The following is a 21,638-nucleotide window of genomic DNA, read 5'->3' on the forward strand; positions in this document are numbered from 1 at the left end:
CAGACGTAGTTCTGCGGAGATTTCAGCCGCAAAAACAATTGCTTTTCTCAATTTTCATGGCTCGGGTCGGGTTATGCGCTGGAGGAATTGGATGGCTACAGGGTCTGAATCCGACGATGATGCTGCCGCCGAACAGGAACGGCCGGCGCATATGGAGCGGCGGCGATGGCCGCGTGAACCGGCCATGCGCAAGGAACGCCCACTCCATGCCTCCCCAGCGCTCGTGCCGCTGCGATTCTCGACGCAGGACCTGCCACCGGCAGAACAATTCGAGGCCTGGCGGGCACATATGGCGCCGCTCGTGGATGTTCATCTGCCGGAGGGAAAGTCACCGGAAGACGGGTTCCTCGCGGAGCAGATCGGCTGGCATCTCGGCGATATCCTCGTCGTCCAGCAGCGTGCGCATGCCCACAGATATATCCGCGATCAGGCCATGCTTCGATCGAGCCCCATCGACCATTGGAACGTCGGCCTGCAGCGCAGCGGCCAAGCCTGGACCGAGGTCAACCGTCGTGTCACCGAGACCGGTGCCGGCGAGATTTTTTTCATGTCTCTCGGCAGCCCCTATCGCGGACGGATGACCGATACCGAAGCTTTGCTCGTGTTCCTGCCGTATGAGCTGCTGGCTCGCGATGCGGGCCTTCTCCAAAGCGCCGGCAACACGGTTCTTTCGGGCAGCCACGCCGAGTTGCTCACGGGCTATCTCACGGGCCTCGAAACGAACCTCGGCAATCTGACGATAGAGGAAGTGCCCCGGATCATCCAAACCATCGGCGATATGGTCGTTGCGGGCGCCGCATCGTCCACAAGGACTGATACCGGTCAAAACCAGACCAACATGGGACTGATGGAGCGGGCGCACCGCTACATCCACGTCAATCTCCATTCGGAAAACTTGACACCGGACATGATGTGCCGCGCGTTGGGGATTTCGCGTACGCGGCTTTACCAGCTGTTTGAGGCGAACGGAGGCGTGCTCAATTATATTCGCAAGCGGCGATTGCTGCAGGCCTATGCGGATCTCAGCAATCCGGCCGACCACAGGCCGATTTCAGAAATCGCGGAAGCCGCCGGTTTCGAGGTCGCGGCCAATTTTACGCGCGCCTTCATCCACGAATTCAAGCTGAGCCCGCGTGAAATCCGAAGGACGGTGGCAACCCAACAGCGGCCGGCTCCGGCCATCCGCTCCACGCGGCGTTACGGAAAAACGATCGGTGATTGGCTGGCCCTGACGGGTTGATCCGGCTCGGACTGAAATCCGGACTCGAAGTCCGTCAAGCGGCGGTCGGTGCGCTTGCCGAAGACACCCCGGACTTGATCCAGAGCCATGGCCTCTAAACCGTCTGGGCGATGTATCTAGACCACGCCGACCAAGGCCTAATCCCCGAAAAAGCGGATCGGCTTATATTGCCGGTGCGCGATGATCAGGCTCCGGTCGGGCTGGATGATGTAGGTTTCCTCCACCTGCTGGCCGTACTGATCGATGAAATCATGCGGAAAGGCGGAACCAACCGGCGATTTGGTGAGTTTGGTCCGCGGCTGGCCGCTATAGGTAATGCTGCCGGGGATGGGTTCGAGGCCCGGTCCGCTGTAGCTGACGGTGTTGCATCCTGCCAGAACGAGCGTGCCGACAAGGCCGATGATTGCAGGTTTCATGTCCATCCCTCCCAATGCCGTGAATAGTGTCACTCTACCCCTTGCCGGAGAGAGTTCCCGACACGAATGCCCATGCCGCTCTTCAATCCTTTGGGAAGCACCCCGGGGGACGTCGTGATCGAGCGGCCGGACGCGACATCCACCTATGGATAATAGGGTGAGAATCCCGTTCCTCCAGACGCGCCGACCCATCCATTGCCGAAACCGGTGCTGTCTGCTAGATCGGTATCGTCGAAAAAGGCAGGATCGGTTGAGGTAAGCCCGGTCCCTTCCGTTGGCGCGTTAATCGCTCTGGGGAAGCTCTGCTCCGTGCCATGGCACGAGAACCCGCGACGTGATCCGCATCAAGATGCGGGATCCCGGCGGCGTGCGGAGACGGCAAAAAGGCAGTCCCGGGATTTTTTCGAACGGAGACTGTCATGCGCTTGAACCATCTCGATTTCCACGTTCCCGATGTCGCTGCCACGGCGGATTTCTTCATCCGCCATTTCGGTCTGAAGCTTGAGGATATGCGCGGTCAGAACGGCCTCGCGATCCTGGAAGACGATACCGGCCTCGAAATCGTCCTCAGCCACGCAATCGCAAAATTCGGCACCGCCGATCAGGTGGAAATGGGGCGCCACACCTATCACATCGGCTTCATTCTGCCCGCGAGGGCGGATGTCGATGCGGTCCATGCCGGGCTTGCGGCTGCCGGTGCTGATCTGTCCGGCCCGCCGGCCGCCATGCGCGGCGGCTGGCTGTTTTACTGCACGGCGCCCGGAAACATCCTCGTCGAGATCGGCTGGCGGCCGGCTTAGACGATACCTAAAAGGAAAGGGCGGCCGCAGCCGCCCTTTCCAATGCCTGTTTTGACCGGCTCAGAATTCCGTCCAGTCGGCATCTGGGCTTGACGATGGTGTGCTGCTGCCGGCGCCGAAGGCGTTGGCGATTTTCTGGCCGAGCGCGCGGGCCGGCGAGGCGGCCGGACGGGCGGTGCCTTCTTTGGCGACGCGGATCGGGGCTGCCCTGACTGCCGGGCGCGGGGCCACGCGCGGTGCTGCGGCCGGGATCGGCGCGCTGGCGGTGAAGCCGCCTGTGCCGGTCAGCCTGAACTGGCCGAGCAGGTTGTTCAGCGCCGCCGCTTCCGTGGCGAGGCTGTGGCTGGCGGCGGTGGATTCCTCGACCATCGCCGCATTCTGCTGGGTGCCCTGATCCATGGTGTTGACGGCGGTGTTGATCTCCTGCAGCCCGATCGATTGTTCGCGGGAGGCTTCGGCGATCGCGTGGACATGCTGGTTGATTTCCTGCACTTCGGCAACGATCGCATCGAGCGCCTTGCCTGTCTCGCCGACCAGCGAGACGCCGGTCTGCACATGCGTGCCGGAATTGGTGATCAGCCCCTTGATCTCCTTGGCGGCATTGGCCGAGCGCTGGGCGAGTTCACGCACTTCCTGGGCGACGACCGCAAAGCCCTTGCCGGCTTCGCCGGCGCGCGCCGCTTCGACGCCGGCGTTCAGGGCCAGCAGGTTGGTCTGGAAGGCGATGTCGTCGATGACGCCGATGATGTTGGAGATTTCGCCCGAGGACTTCTCGATCTGCTGCATGGCGGAGACCGCCTTGCGGACGACCTCGCCGGATTTCTCGGCGCCGAGGCGGGTGCGGGCGACGAGCTGGCTCGCCTCCTCGGCACGCTTGGCGGCGTCGCGCACCGTCGTGGTGATCTCTTCGAGGGCCGCTGCCGTCTCTTCGACCGAGGCCGACTGCTGTTCCGTCCGGTGGGAAAGTTCGTCGGCGGACGAGCGGATCTCGTTGGCGCCGGCGCCGATCGCCCGGGCATTGGCGCCGACCGTGTGCATGGTTTCGTTGAGCTTCTCGACCGAATTGTTGAAATCCTCACGCAGCGCATCGAGATGCGCGACGAAGGGCTCGTCGATATGCGAGGCGAGATCGCCGGCGGCAAGGCGGCGTAGGCCGTCGCCGAGTGCGGCAACGGCGCGTTCGAGTTCGGATGCTTCGCGGGCCTTCTGCGCCTCGCGTTCGCGCCGCTCGCTATCGCTGACATTACGGTCGGTTTCGGCGCGCGCCTCGATCTCCGCCCGTTCGATCGCGTTGTCGCGGAAGATCGAGACGGCCTTTGCCATCTGGCCGACTTCGTCGCGGCGGTCGAGGCCGCTGACTTCGCTTGTCGTATCGCCTTCGGCAAGCCGCGTCATGCGCTGGCGCAGCTGCGTCATCGGGCCGGCGATGCCCATCTGGGCGACGACCACGCTGACGCCGACGGCAATGAGAACGGCGATGCCGATCAGCACGAGGCAGAGGACGATCCGCCCGTTGACGGAAGCCGAGAGCGCATCGCCGCCATCATTGAGCATCGCCATCATCGCATCATTGTTGGCGATCATTTTCGGCGTCAGGGCATCGAGCTTGGCATTGATCAGCGCAACATTCGAAAGCGCGCCGGCGCTGTCCTTGGCCTTGCTCTGTTCGATGATCTTGTTTGCCAGGATTTCGATTTCGTCGATGCCGGCCTGGATCTCATCGATCGCCGCCTTGCGGCTGGGCACCAGCGCCAGCGCCTGCTTCATCCGGTCACGCGCCTGCGGCAGCTTGCTCGGCGTAGCGAGCGCCGTCTGGAATGCCGGCGTATCGGGCTTCATGTCGGCAATCAGGGTTACCTGCAGCACCGAGGCCACCGCCGATGCGCTGGCGCGCGCGCTCAGCATCGAGGCCTGCGCTTCATGATCGATGAAGGCGCTGTAGGCGGCGTCCGCACGGCGGAACTCGGAGATGACGTAGATCAGCCCGGCCATCGTGATCAGCCCGAGCAGCGCCACGACCGAGATGATTTTTGTGCGGATTTTCAGATGCTTCAGCATGGAAATGTCACCCGATTGACGGGGCGTGTCGCGCGCCCGGTGCTTTTGAAATCAATTGTTGCAGAAAGGACTGCTTCAATATTGCGGTTCAAGGATAGGTTTGGACTGACGCGTGCATCATGCGATCGGCTGGCGGGGTCCGATGTCGTCGCAACAAATAAAAGGCGATATTCTTTAATTCCGCGCTAACACGGCGGCGCGGATGCCCGCAATTTTTAGGGGCAAAAGCTGCGCGCCATGGCATCCAGGATCAAGCCTCGGAACCGGCATGCAACAGAGCCTCATTCTGAGGTGCTCCGCCGGCCTCGAAGGGCGAGGCGGGTGTGCCGACGCGACTGTCATTCTGCTCCCCCACTCCCACACATATTCCCCGCCACGCATGACTCTGATACATCTCGCCGCAACGCTTCCCACTGAGCCCCGAGATCAAGATCACGATGACGCAATCCAAGCTGGCATCCCTGACTCTGAAGGTTTTCTTCGCGTTCGGCCTGTTTTTGTCAGCGCTCTTTTCGAGCCTTGCCGCATCCGCCCAGCAGGCGTCGCCCTCGCTGCCGCTGCTTTTCGATGCGCGCGAACGTCTTGCGAGACCCGATCTCTCCTCGCTGGTGCGCCTGCGCTTCCTGACGTCGGTCGATTTCCCGCCCTTCAATTTCACCGATCAGAACGGCAAGCTCTCCGGCTTCAATGTCGACCTCGCCCGCGAAATCTGCAGCGAGCTGGAGATCTCGGACAAGTGTCAGATCCAGGCGATCCCCTTCGCCGACCTCAAGGATGCGCTCGCCGCCTCGCAGGGCGATGCCGTCATTGCCGGCCTTGCGGTGACGCCGGAGCTGCGCCGGCAATTCGTCTTCTCCCGACCCTATCTGATGCTGCCGGCGCGCTTCGTGCGCAATCTCGCCGTGCCGCTCGACGGCAAGACGGCTGCCGCCCTTTCCAGCCATCCGGTCGGTGTCGTCCGGGGGACGGTGCATGAGGCGATGCTGGCCGCCTTTTTCCCGGCGATCAAGGCGCAAGCCTTCGACACCAAGGACGCCCTGCTGGCGGCGCTCAAGGACAGCAAGGTCGATGCCGCTTTCGCCGATGCGCTGCAGCTTTCCTTCTGGGTTTCTTCGCCGGCTTCGGCCAAATGCTGCGCGCTTTTCGACGGTCCCTATCTCTCCGAACATTTCCTCGGCGAGGGCATGACGATCATGCTGCGGCAGAAGGATGGCGTGCTGACGGCGGCCATCGACCACGCGCTCGCCACGCTGTCGCGCAACGGCCGTCTTCAGGAAATCTATCTGCGGTATTTCCCCTACGGGCTCTATTGACGCCGCGGTCCGAACTGCGCGCGCTCAGCCCTTGCGGAAGCGCGCAATCGCGCTGCGCTCGATCGCCGCGCAGGTGAGCTTGTCGAGACCGAGCCGGTCGCGCAGCAGGCTGAGCAGCCGCAATTCTTCCGCCTTGACCGAAAGATCGGCGGAGGCCACTTCGACGGCCAGCGCATAGGCCGTGTCGTAAAGCTTTACCGGCAGGGTGTCGCGCACGGTTTCGAGCACGACGTCGAGGCCTTCCGGCCCGGCCAGCAGCGCGGCGCAGTCGCGCGCCACCGAAATCAGCTTGTCGTCGTCGAAATCCCGGAAAACCGGCAGGAACCCGATCAACTGGCCGATCCTTGTCATCTCCCTGTCGTTCATCGTGCTGTCGACGGCGGATGCCATGACCATCACGTAGATCAGCGCATCATGGGCGGAAAGCGGCTTGTTCATCTCTGATTCCTTTTTCGATCTGCCCAGATTAGGAATTGGCTGCAGTCATTACAAGAGATCGGCCATATCCGCGGCTGTTCGCGCTTGTCATGGCGGCCGGTCATTTGCGGCGCGGATCGGCGCCATAGACGCCTTTTCCCGCCTGCTTGGCCGTCTCGGCGATCCCCGCAAGCGGCGACCCCGCCGCAGCTTCCGCCCAGCCATTTTCGGCAAGCCATGAGCCGAGATCCTGGGTGCCGAGCCGGCAGGCGGCCGTCACCGTTTCCTTCCATTCCGCTGTCTCGACATCGCAGCTGAGGCTGCGGTTGCGCAGCAGCTGACGCAGCGCCGTCTTCGCCATCATGCCGCAGGGCCATTGCCGGCCCGCCGGCCCGCATATTCTGTCGGCCGGCGTCGGCACGATGCCGGCAAGTTGGAGCCTGCGTTCGCCAAAGGAAAGCATGCCGGCATTTTCGACCATCGGCCGCGCCAGTTCCATCGGTTTTTTCGCGGCCGGGCCGGCCGCCTGCCCGGCCGCCGTCTCCGCTCTTTGCGCTATATTGGCGGGTTTGGGTGCGACATCGCCGCCTGGATCCGGAGCGGGCGGAACCGCCGGTTCCGCTGACCGGGCGATCATTTCGGCTTGATCATCCGAAATCGCAGCGGCTTTGCCGGCTGCGGGGGCAGCCTCCGCCGCGGTCGCCGTTTCCTCTGCGGACGTCGTCTCTTCCCCGACTGCGCCGTCGCGAAGTCTTGCTTCGCCCGCCATCAGCAGGCCGGCCACCACCACCATCCCTGTGAGACCTGTGAAGATGGCGGCTGGGCGCATGGAATATCTTCCTATTGGCTGGCCCAGATGATGCGGGCGATCCAATCGACGTCGGAAAGCTCGAGGGTGCGGTTGGGATGTTCGGGATTGAGTGACATCAGTTCGATCGACCGCGGGCTCTGCCGCAGCAGCACCTTGGCCATCACCTCGCCCTCGTTTGTGCGCACGACGATGCGGTCGTTGCGGCGCACCTGGGCGCCCGGCTCGACGATCAGCACGTCGCCGTCGCGGTAAAGCGGCATCATGCTCTCGCCCTGCACCTCCAGCGCATAGACGCCCGCCTTCTGTGCCGGGGCTGCCGGAAATTCCACCACGTCCCAGCCCTGGCCGGCCGGAAAACCGCCATCGTCGAAGAAGCCGCCGGCGCCGGCCTGCGCGAAGCCGAGCAGTGGAATGGAGCTGCCTTGCGGCGGAAACGCGCCGTCAGACTGTCCGGCCGGCTGTCCCGGCCCGGCGTCCGGCCGCATGAAGGCAAGAAACTCCTCCATGCTCGCCCCTGTCGCGTCGAGCACCTTGGCGATCGATTCCGTCGAAGGCCAGCGCAAGCGCCCGTCGGCGGAAAGCCGTTTCGACTTGTTGAACGAGGTCGGGTCGAGCCCGGCGCGGCGCGCAAGACCGGATGGCGTCAGCTCGCGCCGTTCGGCAAGCCTGTCGATCGCTTCCCAAATCTGGTCGTGTGACAGCATATGCGCCCGATCCCTGCGCGGCTGATTCAGCGGCGCGCTTCAACCGGGCGGAATGTTAACCGACCGGCCGGCCCGAGTAAAGATCAGGAGGAATAAAATCCTGTCACATCAGGCGTGCCACGTTCAGGCAACCATCGCCATATTGATCTTGCCGAGCTGAATCACGGCCTGCGTCCGGCTGTCGACATCGAGTTTCAGCAGGATCGCCGAGACATGCGCCTTGATCGTCGCCTCGGAGACGCCGAGTTCATAGGCGATCTGCTTGTTCAGCAGCCCTTCGCCGAGCATGGTCAGCACCCGGCTCTGCTGCGGCGTCAGCGTATGCAGACGGTGGATCAGGTCGGCGACATCGGGATCCTGCTCCTGCCCGTCGCGGTAGCTTTCCGGCGTGGCGATGTCGCCGGCAAGCACCGTCTGGATGCTGCGGCGGATATCGTCGATGCCGGAGGATTTCGAAATGAAGCCGGAAGCCCCGAGCTCCAGCGCCCGGCGGATCGTCGTCGCATCGTCGGTGGCCGAGACGATGACGATCGGCAGGCTGGCGAATTCCGAGCGCAATGCCATCAGCCCGGAAAAGCCGCTGACGCCGGGCATGGCGAGGTCGAGCAGCATCAGGTCGGCATCCGCGTGGGCGCCGGCGGCCCGGCGTGCGGCCGCGAAATCGCCGGCTTCGACGATCGACTGCCGGCCTTCCATGCCGATCACCGCCTGGCGTAGCGCGTCGCGGAAAAGCGGATGATCGTCGGCAATGATGATGGTCTGTTCCTGCATCGAAAACTCCCTCCCAAGAGCCCGATCATGCCTGCATGCGACGCCGTCCCTCCGCGTTGCATGCTGGCTTGCTGGCATAGGACTATATCAATCAGGTCTTCTGCGGAAGGGGATTGGTGTTTTCCTCAGCCTGGAACTCCTTCACCATCCCCATGAAACTCTTCATCATCCGCTCCATGATGCTGATCGAGCGCTCGACCTCGGCGTCGCTCGGCAGCGCGCGCTGGGCGACATTGCCCTGTTCAAGCGCCGTCACCCGCTTTGCCAGCCGGTCGAGTTCGTCCTCATAGGCCGCCCGCTCGTCGGCCGCCATCCGGCAGACCAGGGCGCCGTCCTTGTCCTGGCAGATCGACATGGCCCCGGTCTGCCGGTCGAGCCGGACAAAATGATCGCCGCTCTTCTCCAGCTGGAAGCGGCCGGCATCGGTTTCAGCCGCCGAGGCCGCCAACGGCAGGAGAAAAACGCCAAGTGTCAGAACCAAAACCTTCATCGTCTCATCCTCCGGATTTTGCTACTGGAGCATGATGCCGAAAAGTGTGCGCGGTTTTCGGACGACATCATGCTCTAATTCTGTTCCAGCGGTCCCGTTTTTCGCGCCGGGGCGTGGACATCGCCGCCTCTTTCCGGCAAAGCCTCGTGACCAAGGACCAGCAGTCGCGAGGCCATGATGACCCTGACACCGACCCTTTACAAGATCGTGACGGAAACGCTCTGGCAGCAAGCCAGACAAACCGGCACTTTTCATGGCGCCGGCATCGATCTCACGGATGGCTTCATCCATTTCTCGACGGCAGCCCAGGTGAAGCAGACCGCCGCCCTGCATTTTGCCGGCCAGTCCGGCCTGCTGCTGATTGCGGTCGATGGCAGCGGCTTCGGTGACAAGCTGGTCTTCGAGCCTTCGCGCGGCGGCGATCTCTTCCCGCACCTCTTCGCCGATCTGCCGCTGGCGGCCGTGCTCTGGGAGGCGCCGCTGCCGCTCGACGAAGCCGGCGCCCATATTTTCCCGGAGCTTAGGCCATGATCGATCCTTTCAAGCGTCTCGCCCGCAAGGGTCTCTTCCTGTTCGATCCGGAAACGGCACACGGCATGTCGATCGCCGCGCTGAAATCCGGCCTCGTGCCCGCCTGCCAGCTCAAGCCCGATCCGCGCCTGCGCCAGACCGTCGCCGGCCTTACCTTCGACAACCCGCTCGGCATGGCCGCGGGTTACGACAAGAATGCCGAGGTGCCGGAGGCGCTGCTGAAGCTCGGCTTCGGCTTTACCGAGATCGGCACGGTGACGCCGAAGCCGCAATCCGGCAATCCGCGGCCGCGCATCTTCCGCCTGGTGGAGGATGAAGGCGTCATCAACCGTCTCGGTTTCAACAATGAAGGCCATGATGCCGCCTTCGGGCGCCTCGCCGCGCTAACGGGCGGTGGCATGATCGGCGTCAATATCGGCGCCAACAAGGACAGCGAGGATCGCGTCGCCGATTATGTCGCCGGCATCCGCCGTTTCTATTCCGTCGCCCGCTATTTCACCGCCAACATCTCCTCGCCGAACACGCCCGGCCTGCGCGACCTGCAGGGGCGCGAAAGCCTGGCGGTGCTGCTGTCATCCGTGCTTGCGGCACGCGACGAGATGGCGGCGACAACAGGCCGGAAGATCCCGGTCTTTCTGAAGATCGCCCCCGATCTGACCGAGGAAGGCATGGACGATATCGCCGCCGAAGCACTCTCGCATGCGCTGGATGGCCTGATCGTCTCCAACACCACGCTGTCGCGCGACGGGCTGAAGGATCAGCGCCAGGCGAAGGAGGCGGGCGGCCTTTCCGGCGTGCCGCTGTTCGAAAAGTCGACGGCGGTGCTCGCCAGGATGCGCAAGCGCGTCGGCCCTGATCTGCCGATCATCGGCGTCGGCGGCGTCTCCTCGGCCGAAACCGCGCTGGAAAAGATCAGGGCCGGCGCCGATCTCGTCCAGCTCTATTCCTGCATGGTCTATGAAGGCCCGGGCCTCGCCGGCGATATCGTCCGCGGCCTGTCGAAACTCCTGGACCGCGAAAAGGCCGGCTCGATCCGCGACCTGCGCGATACCAGGCGGGATTATTGGGCGGCGCGGAAGGTCTGATCGGCGCGCCGCTTGACCAGCATCGCCAGGAAGACGCCGCGGAAGAGCAGGAAGGCGTTCATCGCCAGCCACAGGCCATGATTGCCGAAGAGCGGCACGAAGACCGCGAGCATCAGCAGATAGCCGGCAAAGGACATCAGCATCCGGTTGCGCATCTCGGCCGACCATGTCGCGCCGATGAAGACCCCGTCCATCAGGAAGGCGAGCGCGCCGGTCAGCCCCGTCACCGCCGCCCAGGGCAGATAGGTTTCGGCGGCCTGCCGGACCTCGGGTGAAGTCGTCAGCACCGAGATCAGCCAGGGTCCGGCGAGGAAGAAGAAGGCGGAGCCGATCGCCGCCAGCCCGAAGGACCACAAGATCGTCAGCCTCAGCCCGCGGTCGAAGGCCGGCCGGTAACGCGCGCCGATCGCCCGGCCGATAATCTGTTCGGCGGCATTGGCAAGCCCGTCGAGATAGTAGCCTGATAGCAGGAAGAAATTCATCACCACGGCGTTGGCGGCAAGCGTCACCGCGCCGAAGCTGGTGCCGATCCGCGTCATGATGGTGAAGGCGCCGATCAGCACGAAGGTGCGGATCAGGATGTCGCGGTTGAGCGCGAAAAGCTCGGCCAGCCGATGCCGCGAAACGATCTCCGCCCATGCCGGCCGCTCTGCCTTGTTAAAGCCGCGCAGCACGATGACAAGCCCGGCAAGCGCGCCGACGGTTTCGCCCGCCATCGTTCCCCAGGCGGCCCCCGCCACGCCCCAATCGAGGGTCAGGCCGAGATAGATGGAAAGCAGGATGTTGATGCCGTTGATGATCGCCTGCAGCAGCAGTCCGATATTGCCCTGTCCGCGTCCGAGCACGAAGCCGAGGATGGCGTAATTCGCCAGCGCCGCCGGTGCCGCCAGCATGCGGATGGAGAAATAGGTGCTGGTCGCCTCTGCGATCGCACCCTCCGCGCCCATCAGCGTCAAGCCCGCCGCCATCAGCAGCGGCGAAAGACAGAGCAGCGCCAGCCCGCAGCCGAGCGCCGAGATCATCGCCCTGGAGAAAACCGCCTGCTGTTCGTGCTGATCCCGGCGGCCATAGGCCTGCGCCGTCAGCCCTGTTGTCGAAGCGCGCAGGAAGTTGAAGCTGCCGAGAATGAGATCGAAGAGCATCGCGCCGATCGCCAGCCCCGCCAGCGCCTCCGCATTGCCCATGCGGCCGACCACGGCGGTGTTGGTCAGCCCGAGCAGCGGCGTCGTCATGAAGCCGAGCGTCATCGGAAGGGCGATCGACAGCACCAGCCGGTGGGTCACGTCGAAAGCGAGCCTGTTGTCGTCGATCCTGCTATCCATGCCTGCCTCGCCGCGACAGCGCCGCGCGTCCTGGTGAGAGGCGCTAGGGACGCTGTAACATTCTGAATTGCTGCAGGCGGAATCGCCTCAGCTGGAAAGCACCATGGCCCAATAGGGCAGGTTCCGGGAAGAGGGATTATGGGCGACGGCGACCCCGAGGCCGTCATAACGTCCGAGCATGTTTTCCAGATGATGCGGCGAGTTGATCCAGGCCGTCACCACGGCATCGACGCTCTGCTGGCCGGAGGCGATATTCTCTGCCGCCGGCAGCCGGACACCACTTGCTTTTACACGTGCGCCAAAACTGTCGGTCATGCCCATGAGGTGCGACATCTTGCCGGCGCTCGCCATGCGCTTCGCCTGGAAGAGAGCAGCCGTACTCGCTGCCGGGTCGACGGCCAGCGGCGGCAGGCCGTTTTTGGCTCTGAGCTGGTTGACGAGCGGCAGCACCCGCGCCGTCTCGTCCTCGCCGTCGGACGGCGTCCCGGCGATCCGCGGGGTCGTGGTGCAGCCGGCGATGCCGGCGGCGAGCGCAAGTCCGGAAAGGCGCAGCAGGCCGCGCCGGGAAAGATCGATGGATGTCATGTTACCGGCGGTAGCTGAAAAGACGAAGGATGACGAAGAGCGGGATGACGATCGTCGCGCCGAGGATCAGATAGTCGCCGACGCGCCCGAGTGCCGAAAAGCCCCGGTGCCAGACTTCCAGGATGAAGTCGCGCACGCCGTCGATGATGCTCCACGGCGTCAGGCCGAAGACGGTCATGACGAAACCGACGATCAGCGACACGACGATAAGCTTTATCACTGTGCGGCCGATTGAATCGCCGAGGAACCTGTTCGCCTGATCGGACATAAGCCATCTCCTGTTTGCCCTTGGAATAAGGTCGCGGCCTTCAGCCCGCAAGCCCTTTCCGGAATTGGCCGCTTCGCCTCTGAAATAGGACTTGAGTTTTTTTGTGGCCGCCGCCAAATGCGGGCCAACCAATAGGTCCGTTGATGCACCACCAGCTTTCCTCCGGCGATGTCATCGCCGACCGCCGCGCCGACTATGCCAGGATGCTCGAAGAAGGCGGTGAGCCGGACGCGGCGGCCGAACTGATGGAACAGGCGCTCGAACTCGTGCCGGCCTGGGCCGCCGGCTGGTATCGCCTCGCCACCTATCTGGAAAAGGCGGGCAGGGCGGATGCCGCGATCGAGGCCTACCGCAGGACGCTTGCCTTCGATCCCGACGATATTTTCGGCGCAACCCTCAAGCTCGCTCTTCTCGGCGACGTAGCCACGCCCGACCGGCCGCCAAGCCGCTATGTCGAGCGCCTTTTCGACGACTATGCCGATCGTTTCGAATCAGCCCTTGTTGAAAAACTCGACTACAGCGTCCCGCAGAAGCTCGCAGCGCTGATCGCCTCCACCGGCAGGCGTTACGAACGCGCCGTCGATCTCGGCTGCGGCACCGGCCTGCTCGGCCCGGAGATCCGCGGCCGTGTCGACCGCCTGGAAGGCTTCGACCTCTCGCAGAACATGCTGGTGAAGGCGGCCGAGAAACAGGTGTATGACAGTCTCGCCCAGGCCGACCTCTCGCTCGCACCCGATCTCTCCGGTCTCTTTGGCGATGCCGCCCGCCATCGCGCCGATCTGGTGACGGCGGCCGATGTGCTGATGTATCTCGGCAATCTCGAAAGCGTCTTTGCCATCATCGGAGAACTCGCGGCATCAGGCGCCGATATCGCCTTTTCCGTCGAGGATGCGGGAGACGGCGAGGGCTTCCATCTCGCCCCGTCGCTGCGTTACGCCCATTCGGAAAGCTATGTCAGGGCGCTTCTTGCCGGTCACGGCTTGCAAATCCTTGCGACCGTCAAGTCGGTCATTCGCAAAGATGGCGGAAAACCGGTATCCGGCATTCTGTTCCTTACGCGCAAACCAGCGTGAGCGAACATTTCTTGCGATTTTTTAATAGGTCAGCATTGCTTACCTATTTTGCTTGATCAAAAGACCGAAAAACCCGATACTGCGCTGCATCATCAGAGATGCCCGGCAATTATCGCCGAGGCGCTCCGGCTTCTTTCATTATGCAAAATTCCGTCGCGCCCGGGTCTCCCCCAGCGCGTTTTTTAACATCGTCTGCCGTGGAGATTGGCGACATGACACAGCTCATCAATGCTCTTGGCGTCTGGAACACCAGCGCGACGCGCCACACCCCGATCGAGGATGTGCAGGGCATATTCTCCGGCAGCCTGGTTGCCGCGCTCGGCCTCTACGTGCTTGCCAGCGCCGGCCTTCTCACCGGCAGCACCGCCGGTGTGGCCTTCCTTCTGCACTATGCCTTCGACGTCAATTTCGGCCTCGCCTTCTTCCTGCTCAACCTGCCGTTCTTCTATCTCTCGTGGAAGCGCCTCGGCATGGCCTTCACCATCAAGACCTTCGTCGCCATCGGCCTGACCTCGGTGATTGCCGATGTGCAGTCGCGCTTCTTTTCGATTTCGAGCATTCATCCGGCCTGGGCCGCCCTGCTCGGCGGCCTGCTGCTTGGCTTCGGCCTGCTGGCGCTTTATCGCCACCGCGCCAGTCTCGGCGGCGTCGGCATTCTCGGCATCTATCTGCAAGAGCGTTTCGGCATCCGCGCCGGCCTCGTCCAGCTCGCCATCGACATGTGCGTGCTCGCCGCCGCCTTCTTCGTCACCACCCCGCCGGTCGTCTTCTATTCGGTGCTCGGCGCCGTCGTCCTCAACCTCTTCGTCGCCATCAATCACCGCGCCGATCGCTACATCGCGCTGTAACCTTACAAAACGGTAAGCCATTCTAAACAAATCGTAACTTGCCTCAGATCGGCCCCGGCGCGACACTCCTCCCGCGCCGGATTTGATGAGGTGAACTATGTCAGATTTGGAAAAGCTTGTGAGACGCCGTATGCAGGAAGAATACGCCAAGGGCACTTCCGCAGAGGAAATTGCGAAAGTCGTCCGAGACCTGTTCAACAGCATCGACCTCTCGGACAATCGGTTTGACGCCGTTGCCGTACGGGCCACCCGGGATCACGAGTGACCCGATATTCGACCGACCCGAGTTTTCGGGTCGGTTGCCAGAGGATGTTTCCCCTCCAGCAAATATCTCAGGCAGCCTTCGTTGCCGCATCAATCGGATGCTGCGAGCGGAAGCCGACGGCAAGCCGGTTCCAGATGTTGATCGCGCCGATCGCCACCGTAATCTCAGTCATCTCCTTCTCGGAGAAATGCGCCTTCAGCGTCTCGTAGTCGGCATCCGGGGCGCCTGTTTTGGCGATGTTGGTCACGGAATCCACCCAGCCGAGCAGCGCCCGTTCACGGGCGTCATAGACCGGCGATTCCCGCCAGACGCACATCAGATTGATCCATTGTTCGGAGAGCCCGTCATGGCGGGCTTCCTTCACATGCATGTCGACGCAATAGGCGCAACCGTTGATCTGCGAGGCGCGCAGCTTGATCAGGTGGATGAAGCGGCGCTGCAGCCCGGAGGACTGGACATATTGCTCGAGTGCGGCGACCGCCTTGTAGGCATCGGGAGCGGCTTTGGCGAAGTTGAAACGTGGTTGCATGGTCTTTCTCCTGTGTGAGTGGCTCAGCGAGCCGTCTTGCGTTCATGGATTTCGAGGAAAGCGCAGCCTCTGGCTGCGATCGATCCGTCGTCGAGGGCATTCAGTTCGATGCCGAGATCGGCAATGCTGGTCTTGGCAAGTTCGGCCCGATAGACCCGTTCGGCTCTGAGCATCGCCGCACTGATGGTGCAGGGTTGGGCAAAGAACCGATCGGAGACCGGGTTCGGTCCGCGCTGGCGGATTTCGGCGCAGCGGAAGGCCGGCGCCGGTCCTTCGACGGCAAGCAGGATGTCGAGCAGCGAAATCTCGCTTGCCGCCTTTGCCAGCCTGTATCCGCCTTTCGGCCCCGGCACGGTATCGAGGATGCCAGCGCCCGACAGCGCCTGCAGATGCTTCAACAGATAACTCGTCGAGACGCCGTGGAATTCCGCCAACGCGGCCGCCGAAAGCACGCCGCCTTCGGAGAGGCCGGAAAGCATCGCCACGCTGTGAATGGCCTGCTCGACCCCGTCGCTCATCTTCATGCAGGATGTCTCCTCAATTCGTGGATAAAAAATATCCACGATTATATGGGATGTCAAGAGGCGCGCTTGCTGCTTGCCACTTGCCTTTATCCTGACCCCGGATAGAAGACGGAAAAGCCGACAGGGGAACAACATGGCATCCAACGCTTTCGCAGGCCTTCTGAATTCCAGCGCCGATCGTCATTCGCTCTTCGACGACGCCCAGGGCATCGTCGCCGGCAGCATGCTCGCCGTGCTCGGCGTAACGCTTCTCTCCGGCGCCGGGCTGCTTGCCGGCGGCACGGCGGGCATGGCCTTCCTCGCCCATTATGCGACCGGCTTCAGCTTCGGCCTCTGCTTCTTTGTCGTGAACCTGCCCTTCTATTATCTTGCTTTCCGCCGTTTGGGTCTCGCTTTCACCATCAAGACCTTTGCCGCCATCGCGCTGACCTCGGTCCTGTCTGAATTCGTCTCGGGCTTCATCACCATTGCCCATGTCGATCCGATAGCCGGCGCGCTCTTCGGCGGCCTCGTCATCGGCGCCGGCATGCTGGCGCTCTTCCGCCACCGCGCCAGCCTCGGCGGCATCGGCATTCTCGCCCTCTACCTCCAGGATCGCTTCGGCTGGCGCGCCGGCTTCGTTCAGCTCGGCTTCGACGGCATCATCCTGGCGCTTTCCTTCTTCGTCGCCACCCCCTTCATCATCGCCTGCTCCGTGCTTGGTGCGATCGTTCTCAACCTCACGATTGCCATCAACCACCGCAAGGACCGCTATATCGCCATGTGAAGGCCTGCGGCTCTTCTTTTTCCCTGGCATTTCACTAGTTTCCAGGCGTGGACCAGATCGATTCCGAAGCCCGTGCCCTGCTGCCTGCCGCCTTTACCCGCTGGTTTGCGGAAAAGGGCTGGCGACCGCGCGCCCATCAGCTGGAATTGCTCGCGCGCGCCGAGGCCGGTGAAAGCACGCTGCTGATTGCGCCGACCGGCGCCGGCAAGACGCTCGCCGGTTTTCTGCCCTCGCTCACCGATCTCACCCGCCGCGGCAAGATCCCGCCCGGCTTCGCCTTCACCGGCATCCACACGCTCTATGTCTCGCCGCTGAAGGCGCTCGCCATCGATATCGAGCGCAACCTGATGAAGCCGGTCGCGGAGATGGGCCTGCCGGTCACGATAGAAAACCGCACCGGCGACACGCCGAACGCCAAGCGCCAGCGCCAGAAACTCAACCCGCCGGATATTCTGCTGACCACGCCGGAACAGGTCGCCCTGCTGCTGGCCAACCGCGAGGCCGAACGCTTCTTCAAGGACCTGAAATATATCATCCTCGACGAGTTGCATTCGCTCGTTACCTCCAAGCGCGGCCATATGCTCTCGCTCGGCCTGGCTCGTCTCCGCCGCCTTGCCCCCGACCTCAAGACCATCGGCCTCTCGGCCACCGTCGCCGAGCCCATGGACCTGCAGAAATGGCTGGTCGGCCAGGAGGAGGGCAGGGAGCATCATGCCGGCCTCGTCGTCGTCGAAGGCGGCGCCAAGCCCGATATCTCGATCCTGTCGACCGAGGAGCGCATTCCCTGGGCCGGCCATTCCGCCCGGTATGCCATTCCCGACGTCTACAACAAGCTCCTCGAACACAAGACGACGCTGCTTTTCGTCAACACCCGCAGCCAGGCCGAAATGCTGTTTCAGGCGCTCTGGACGATCAATGACGACAACCTGCCGATCGCGCTCCATCACGGCTCGCTCGATGTCGGCCAGCGCCGCAAGGTCGAGGCGGCGATGGCCGAAAACCGGCTGCGCGCCGTCGTTGCCACCTCCACCCTCGATCTCGGCATTGACTGGGGCGATGTCGATCTGGTCATCCATGTCGGCGCGCCGAAGGGCGCCTCGCGTCTTGCCCAGCGCATCGGCCGCGCCAATCACCGCATGGACGAACCCTCGAAGGCGATCCTGGTGCCGGCCAACCGGTTCGAGGTCATGGAGTGCCAGGCCGCCCTCGACGCCAATTATATCGGCGCCCAGGACACCCCGCCCGTCGGCCGCGGCGCGCTCGACGTGCTCGCCCAGCACGTGCTCGGCATGGCCTGCGCCGAACCCTTCGACATGCTGGAACTCTACGACGAGGTCACCAGCGCCTCGCCCTATGCCGATCTCAGCTGGGAGACCTTCGAGCGCATCGTCGATTTCGTCGCGACCGGCGGTTATGCGCTCCGGACCTACGAGCGTTATGCCCGCATCCGCAAGACCAAGGAGGGCCGCTGGCGCGTCTCCAATCCTGCGGTCGCCCAGCAATACCGCCTCAACCTCGGCACCATCGTCGAAAGCCCGATGCTGAATATCCGCATGGTCAAGCGCGGCGAGGGCGGCAGGATCGGCCGTAGCGGCGCCACGCTCGGCAAGGTCGAGGAATATTTCCTCGAGCAGATGTCGCCGGGCGATACGTTTGTCTTCTCCGGCAAGGTGCTGCGATTCGAGGGCATCCGTGAAAACGAGTGCCTGGCGTCGCAGGCCTTTTCGCTCGATCCGAAGATCCCCTCCTACAATGGCGGCAAGTTTCCGCTGTCGACCTATCTCGCCGAGCAGGTGCGGGCGATGATCGCCGATCCCGACCGATGGCAGCGCCTGCCTGATCAGGTGCGCGACTGGCTGTCCTTACAGAACGACAAGTCGATGCTGCCGAAGCGCGACGAGTTCCTGATCGAAACCTTCCCGCGCGGCAGCCGCGGCTACATGGTCGCCTATCCCTTCGAAGGCCGTCTCGCCCACCAGACGCTCGGCATGCTGCTCACCCGCCGGCTGGAGCGGGCCGGCGCCAAGCCGCTCGGCTTCGTCGCCACCGATTATTCGCTGGCGATCTGGGGGCTCGAGGATATGGGACTGATGATCGGCAATGGCCGGCTCAGCCTCTCCGACCTCTTCGACGAGGATATGCTCGGCGACGATCTCGAAGCCTGGCTCGACGAATCCTTCCTGTTGAAACGCACTTTCCGCAATTGCGCCGTGATTGCGGGCTTGATCGAACGCCGCCATCCGGGCAAGGAAAAGAGCGGCCGCCAGATCACCGTCTCCGCCGATCTGATCTATGACGTGCTGCGCAGCCACGAGCCGGATCACATCCTCTTGCAGGCGACGCGGCAGGATGCGGCGACGGGACTTTTGGATATTGGCCGTCTTGGCGATATGCTGAGGCGAATCAGGGGCCACATCACCCACCGCGCCCTCGACCATATTTCCCCGCTCGCCGTGCCGGTGATGCTGGAAATCGGACGCGAGGCGGTGCCGGGCGAGGCCCATGATGTGCTGCTCGCCGAAGCGGCGGACGATCTGATCGCCGAAGCGCTTGCTTGACGAGGCTTGGGCCTGACGACGGTATTTGGGAATAACAGAAGTGATGAACCGCCTGGCGCTGGCGCGCGACATATCGGGATTGGCCACGGTGCCGGGCGTCGAGACGTCGGTCCATGGCATTGCCGCCGTCTGCGATCCGCTCGGCGCTCTCTATCTGCCGGATGCCGGCCTGCTCGTCGTCTCCGACCTGCATCTGGAAAAGGGTGCGGCCTTTGCCCGCCGCGGCATGATGCTGCCGCCTTATGATACGCTGGCGACGCTGACCGTCCTTGCCGCCGTCATCTCGCGTTACGATCCGAAGCTCGTGGTCTCGCTCGGCGATAATTTCCACGACCGTATCGGCTCAAAGCATCTGCCGGCGAATTTCCGGGCGCTGATCGTCGAAATGGCGCGCGGCCGCGAATGGATCTGGATCAACGGCAACCATGATCCGGATGGCATCGTCGATCTGCCGGGCGCTTCCACCGACGAGATGCATTATGCCGGCCTGACCTTCCGCCACGAGCCGAGGAACGGCTTGCAGAAGGGCGAAATATCGGGCCACCTGCACCCGTCGGCCACGGTCCGCCGCCGCGACAAATCCGTCCGCCGCCCCTGCTTTGCCACCGACGGCGCCCGCCTCCTCATGCCGGCCTTCGGCGTCATGAGCGGCGGCCTCGACCTCGGCCATCAGGCGATGCACGGTCTTTTCGACAGGGGATCGCTGATCGCCCATCTGCTCGGCAGGGACCGGATCTACTCGGTGCGGTATGGGAATTTGCGGGGATAGCGCTACGACCCGATGTGCCGCGTACCCCTCTGCACACCCTTAAATCAATCACACTCCCGCAGCTGCTGCTGATACGTCCCCGCCATCCGCGCGAACCTCTGCGCCGTCTGCTGTAGTTGCCCGTTCGAGCGCCAGTCGCCGCGCTTAAATCCGGTCGGACCGGAATAATAGGCGAGATAGAGATTATAGGCATCGTTCAGCGGAATGCCGGTCTCCACGCTGTTCTGGTAGTGATACCAGCCGATGAAATCGATCGCGTCGGAAAAGTTTGTCCGGCGCGCGGCCCAGTTCCCCGTCTGCGACTGATAGTGATCCCAGGTCCCGTCGAGCGCCTGCGAATAACCGTAGGCCGTCGACGGCCGGGTCCAGGGAATGAAGCCGAACAGCTTGGTGCGCGGCGGCCGCGCATAGGGTTGGAAGCCGGATTCGGTATACATCGTCGCCATCAGGATCGGCACCGGCACGCCGTATTTCTTCTCCGTCCGCTCGGCGGCACGCTGCCAGCTGGTGAAGAGCCCGTCGCGCTCGTCGAAGACGGCGCAGATGTTCCGCGTCTGTTTGGGCGCCGTCGCGCAGCCGGCAAGCAGCGCCAGCCCGACGGCTGTCAGAACGATACGAGTACGCATAACAAAACCTCTCGTTTCCGAGAGATTACTAACTCGTAAATGTTAAAGACCGGTTTTTAGTCGAATACGAAGTTTCCCGGATGCTTTCCCGGGCGGCCAGGGGGATGCTGGCCTGATCGCCGGGAGGCCTAAGGAGAGACGCCCGCTACGCTTTGACGGGCTCGTAGCGCAGGATCATCGCGCCGCCTTCCGTCGTCGAGGATTCGATCAGCTTCAGCGGCACCTGGCTTTCCGCAGATTTGAAAAGCGGGTTGCCGCTGCCGAGGATAACCGGCACGACGCAGAGCCTGATTTCATCGATGAGGCCGGCTTTCAGCAGGCTGTCGGCAAGCTCGGCGCTGCCGAAGATGAAGATCGTCTTGCCGTCCTCCTGCTTCAGCTTCGTCAATTCCGGGATTGGGTCGCTGACGATGCGGGCATTGGTCCAGCCGGGTTCGGTCATCGTCCGCGATACGGCGATTTTGGCGATGCCGTTCATATAGGCTTTGATCTCACCTTCGCCCTCGGCGGTCGGCCAGTAGGAAGCCATGCCCTCATAGGTCTTGCGGCCAAAGATCAGCAGATCGCCCTCCCTGCCGAACTGTTCGGCATAGCGCTGCAGCTCAGGTCCCCAGGCGAGATTGTGGAAGTCGATATCCCAAGGCTTCGTGCCTTCGAAATAACCGTCGAGCGTCATCAGGTTCCAGACAACAAGCTTTCTCATTTCCATCCTCCTCCTGGATTGCTCAAAACCAGTTGCGTTTAACAACTGGTTGAAAACTAAGCTGACTGATAGCGAAATGCAAGCGGTTTTTGGAGTGGACTATCCGGGCAGGCTGCTGCTGCCCGCAGGCCGTCGTGCTCGGCGCCTTGCCGAGCCTGTTTTCGGG

At 63.1% G+C, this 21,638-nt stretch carries 25 protein-coding genes; 11 read left to right on the top strand and 14 right to left on the bottom strand.

The genetic code is table 11. The annotated features are described in order from the left end of the window. The first annotated feature begins 91 nt into the window (after positions 1-91). Positions 92-1,240: a helix-turn-helix domain-containing protein gene (locus NE851_RS12800; protein ID WP_097544952.1), complete on the top strand. Its 1,149-nt coding sequence runs from the start codon at positions 92-94 to the stop codon at positions 1,238-1,240. 137 nt (positions 1,241-1,377) lie between these two features. On the opposite strand, the gene NE851_RS12805 is transcribed toward NE851_RS12800, so the two are convergent. Continuing rightward, complete coding sequence (locus NE851_RS12805) at positions 1,378-1,656, bottom strand: hypothetical protein (protein WP_130792351.1); 279 nt, start codon at positions 1,654-1,656, stop codon at positions 1,378-1,380. Positions 1,657-2,075: 419 nt separating this feature from the next. Here NE851_RS12805 and NE851_RS12810 point away from each other — a divergent pair, with 419 nt between their 5' ends. Further along, positions 2,076-2,456, top strand: a complete 381-nt coding sequence (locus NE851_RS12810; RefSeq protein WP_097594929.1) for a VOC family protein — start codon at positions 2,076-2,078, stop codon at positions 2,454-2,456. Positions 2,457-2,516: 60 nt separating this feature from the next. Here NE851_RS12810 and NE851_RS12815 read toward each other — a convergent pair whose 3' ends face one another. Next, a complete protein-coding gene (locus NE851_RS12815; protein WP_097594928.1) occupies positions 2,517-4,514 on the bottom strand; it encodes a methyl-accepting chemotaxis protein in 1,998 nt (665 codons plus the stop codon). A gap of 437 nt (positions 4,515-4,951) precedes the next feature. Here NE851_RS12815 and NE851_RS12820 point away from each other — a divergent pair, with 437 nt between their 5' ends. Next, on the top strand, positions 4,952-5,827 hold the full coding sequence (locus NE851_RS12820) for a transporter substrate-binding domain-containing protein (protein WP_254960816.1): 876 nt from the start codon (positions 4,952-4,954) through the stop codon (positions 5,825-5,827). A 24-nt stretch (positions 5,828-5,851) separates the two neighbouring features. Here the strand turns inward: NE851_RS12820 and NE851_RS12825 are convergent, their stop codons facing one another. From NE851_RS12825 to NE851_RS12845, 5 genes are all read right to left on the bottom strand, one after another. Beyond that, on the bottom strand, positions 5,852-6,265 hold the full coding sequence (locus tag NE851_RS12825; RefSeq protein ID WP_025570278.1) for a tellurite resistance TerB family protein: 414 nt from the start codon (positions 6,263-6,265) through the stop codon (positions 5,852-5,854). A 100-nt stretch (positions 6,266-6,365) separates the two neighbouring features. Next, positions 6,366-7,073, bottom strand: a complete 708-nt coding sequence (locus NE851_RS12830) for a thermonuclease family protein (RefSeq protein WP_254960820.1) — start codon at positions 7,071-7,073, stop codon at positions 6,366-6,368. An 11-nt stretch (positions 7,074-7,084) separates the two neighbouring features. Then, positions 7,085-7,759: a LexA family transcriptional regulator gene (locus tag NE851_RS12835; RefSeq protein ID WP_183844911.1), complete on the bottom strand. Its 675-nt coding sequence runs from the start codon at positions 7,757-7,759 to the stop codon at positions 7,085-7,087. 123 nt (positions 7,760-7,882) lie between these two features. After that, positions 7,883-8,530: a response regulator gene (locus NE851_RS12840; RefSeq protein WP_028756106.1), complete on the bottom strand. Its 648-nt coding sequence runs from the start codon at positions 8,528-8,530 to the stop codon at positions 7,883-7,885. Positions 8,531-8,621: 91 nt separating this feature from the next. Continuing rightward, on the bottom strand, positions 8,622-9,020 hold the full coding sequence (locus NE851_RS12845) for a hypothetical protein (RefSeq protein ID WP_025570286.1): 399 nt from the start codon (positions 9,018-9,020) through the stop codon (positions 8,622-8,624). A 177-nt stretch (positions 9,021-9,197) separates the two neighbouring features. On the opposite strand from NE851_RS12845, the gene NE851_RS12850 reads away from it, so the two are divergent. Together NE851_RS12850 and NE851_RS12855 are read left to right on the top strand one after the other, a co-directional pair. Further along, positions 9,198-9,551 carry a DUF952 domain-containing protein gene (locus tag NE851_RS12850; protein ID WP_025570287.1) on the top strand — a complete coding sequence of 118 codons (354 nt, stop codon included), beginning with the start codon at positions 9,198-9,200 and terminating at the stop codon, positions 9,549-9,551. Then, positions 9,548-10,636, top strand: coding sequence for a quinone-dependent dihydroorotate dehydrogenase (locus NE851_RS12855; protein WP_028756105.1), 1,089 nt, complete (start codon positions 9,548-9,550; stop codon positions 10,634-10,636). Before NE851_RS12850 ends, NE851_RS12855 begins: the two co-directional genes overlap by 4 nt. Here the strand turns inward: NE851_RS12855 and NE851_RS12860 are convergent. From NE851_RS12860 to NE851_RS12870, 3 genes are all read right to left on the bottom strand, one after another. Beyond that, positions 10,612-11,958, bottom strand: a complete 1,347-nt coding sequence (locus tag NE851_RS12860) for an MATE family efflux transporter (protein ID WP_183908489.1) — start codon at positions 11,956-11,958, stop codon at positions 10,612-10,614. The two genes, NE851_RS12855 and NE851_RS12860, sit on opposite strands and share 25 nt — an antisense overlap. A gap of 87 nt (positions 11,959-12,045) precedes the next feature. Next, entirely contained in the window at positions 12,046-12,543 is a 498-nt protein-coding gene (locus NE851_RS12865) for a CAP domain-containing protein (RefSeq protein ID WP_097594923.1), read from the bottom strand. Between the two features lies 1 nt (position 12,544). Beyond that, on the bottom strand, positions 12,545-12,811 hold the full coding sequence (locus tag NE851_RS12870; protein ID WP_028756102.1) for a DUF6460 domain-containing protein: 267 nt from the start codon (positions 12,809-12,811) through the stop codon (positions 12,545-12,547). Between the two features lie 140 nt (positions 12,812-12,951). On the opposite strand from NE851_RS12870, the gene NE851_RS12875 reads away from it, so the two are divergent. From NE851_RS12875 to NE851_RS12885, 3 genes are all read left to right on the top strand, one after another. Beyond that, positions 12,952-13,884, top strand: a complete 933-nt coding sequence (locus NE851_RS12875; RefSeq protein WP_183908491.1) for a class I SAM-dependent DNA methyltransferase — start codon at positions 12,952-12,954, stop codon at positions 13,882-13,884. Between the two features lie 212 nt (positions 13,885-14,096). Next, positions 14,097-14,732 (top strand): YitT family protein, encoded by a 636-nt coding sequence (locus NE851_RS12880; protein WP_047617264.1) that lies wholly within the window; start codon positions 14,097-14,099, stop codon positions 14,730-14,732. Between the two features lie 97 nt (positions 14,733-14,829). Then, positions 14,830-14,997, top strand: a complete 168-nt coding sequence (locus NE851_RS12885) for a hypothetical protein (RefSeq protein WP_155295742.1) — start codon at positions 14,830-14,832, stop codon at positions 14,995-14,997. Between the two features lie 67 nt (positions 14,998-15,064). Here the strand turns inward: NE851_RS12885 and NE851_RS12890 are convergent, their stop codons facing one another. Then, a complete protein-coding gene (locus NE851_RS12890; RefSeq protein WP_025570298.1) occupies positions 15,065-15,526 on the bottom strand; it encodes a carboxymuconolactone decarboxylase family protein in 462 nt (153 codons plus the stop codon). Positions 15,527-15,549: 23 nt separating this feature from the next. After that, the gene (locus tag NE851_RS12895) at positions 15,550-16,050 is read right to left on the bottom strand and encodes an RrF2 family transcriptional regulator (RefSeq protein WP_025570300.1); all 501 of its coding nucleotides are present in this window, start codon (positions 16,048-16,050) and stop codon (positions 15,550-15,552) included. 133 nt (positions 16,051-16,183) lie between these two features. Here NE851_RS12895 and NE851_RS12900 point away from each other — a divergent pair, with 133 nt between their 5' ends. The 3 genes from NE851_RS12900 to pdeM are packed head-to-tail and all read left to right on the top strand — an operon-like array spanning position 16,184 to position 20,143. Then, entirely contained in the window at positions 16,184-16,816 is a 633-nt protein-coding gene (locus tag NE851_RS12900; protein ID WP_025570301.1) for a YitT family protein, read from the top strand. A gap of 47 nt (positions 16,817-16,863) precedes the next feature. After that, entirely contained in the window at positions 16,864-19,374 is a 2,511-nt protein-coding gene (locus tag NE851_RS12905; RefSeq protein WP_183908493.1) for a ligase-associated DNA damage response DEXH box helicase, read from the top strand. 43 nt (positions 19,375-19,417) lie between these two features. After that, entirely contained in the window at positions 19,418-20,143 is a 726-nt protein-coding gene (gene pdeM, locus NE851_RS12910; protein ID WP_047617017.1) for a ligase-associated DNA damage response endonuclease PdeM, read from the top strand. Positions 20,144-20,187: 44 nt separating this feature from the next. On the opposite strand, the gene NE851_RS12915 is transcribed toward pdeM, so the two are convergent. Both NE851_RS12915 and NE851_RS12920 read right to left on the bottom strand, forming a co-directional pair. Further along, a complete protein-coding gene (locus NE851_RS12915; protein ID WP_047617016.1) occupies positions 20,188-20,769 on the bottom strand; it encodes a transglycosylase SLT domain-containing protein in 582 nt (193 codons plus the stop codon). Between the two features lie 145 nt (positions 20,770-20,914). After that, complete coding sequence (locus NE851_RS12920; protein WP_097544961.1) at positions 20,915-21,472, bottom strand: dihydrofolate reductase family protein; 558 nt, start codon at positions 21,470-21,472, stop codon at positions 20,915-20,917. Positions 21,473-21,638 lie beyond the last annotated feature (166 nt).

Source organism: Rhizobium anhuiense bv. trifolii (assembly GCF_024346605.1).
In the GTDB taxonomy this organism is placed as follows: domain Bacteria; phylum Pseudomonadota; class Alphaproteobacteria; order Rhizobiales; family Rhizobiaceae; genus Rhizobium; species Rhizobium anhuiense.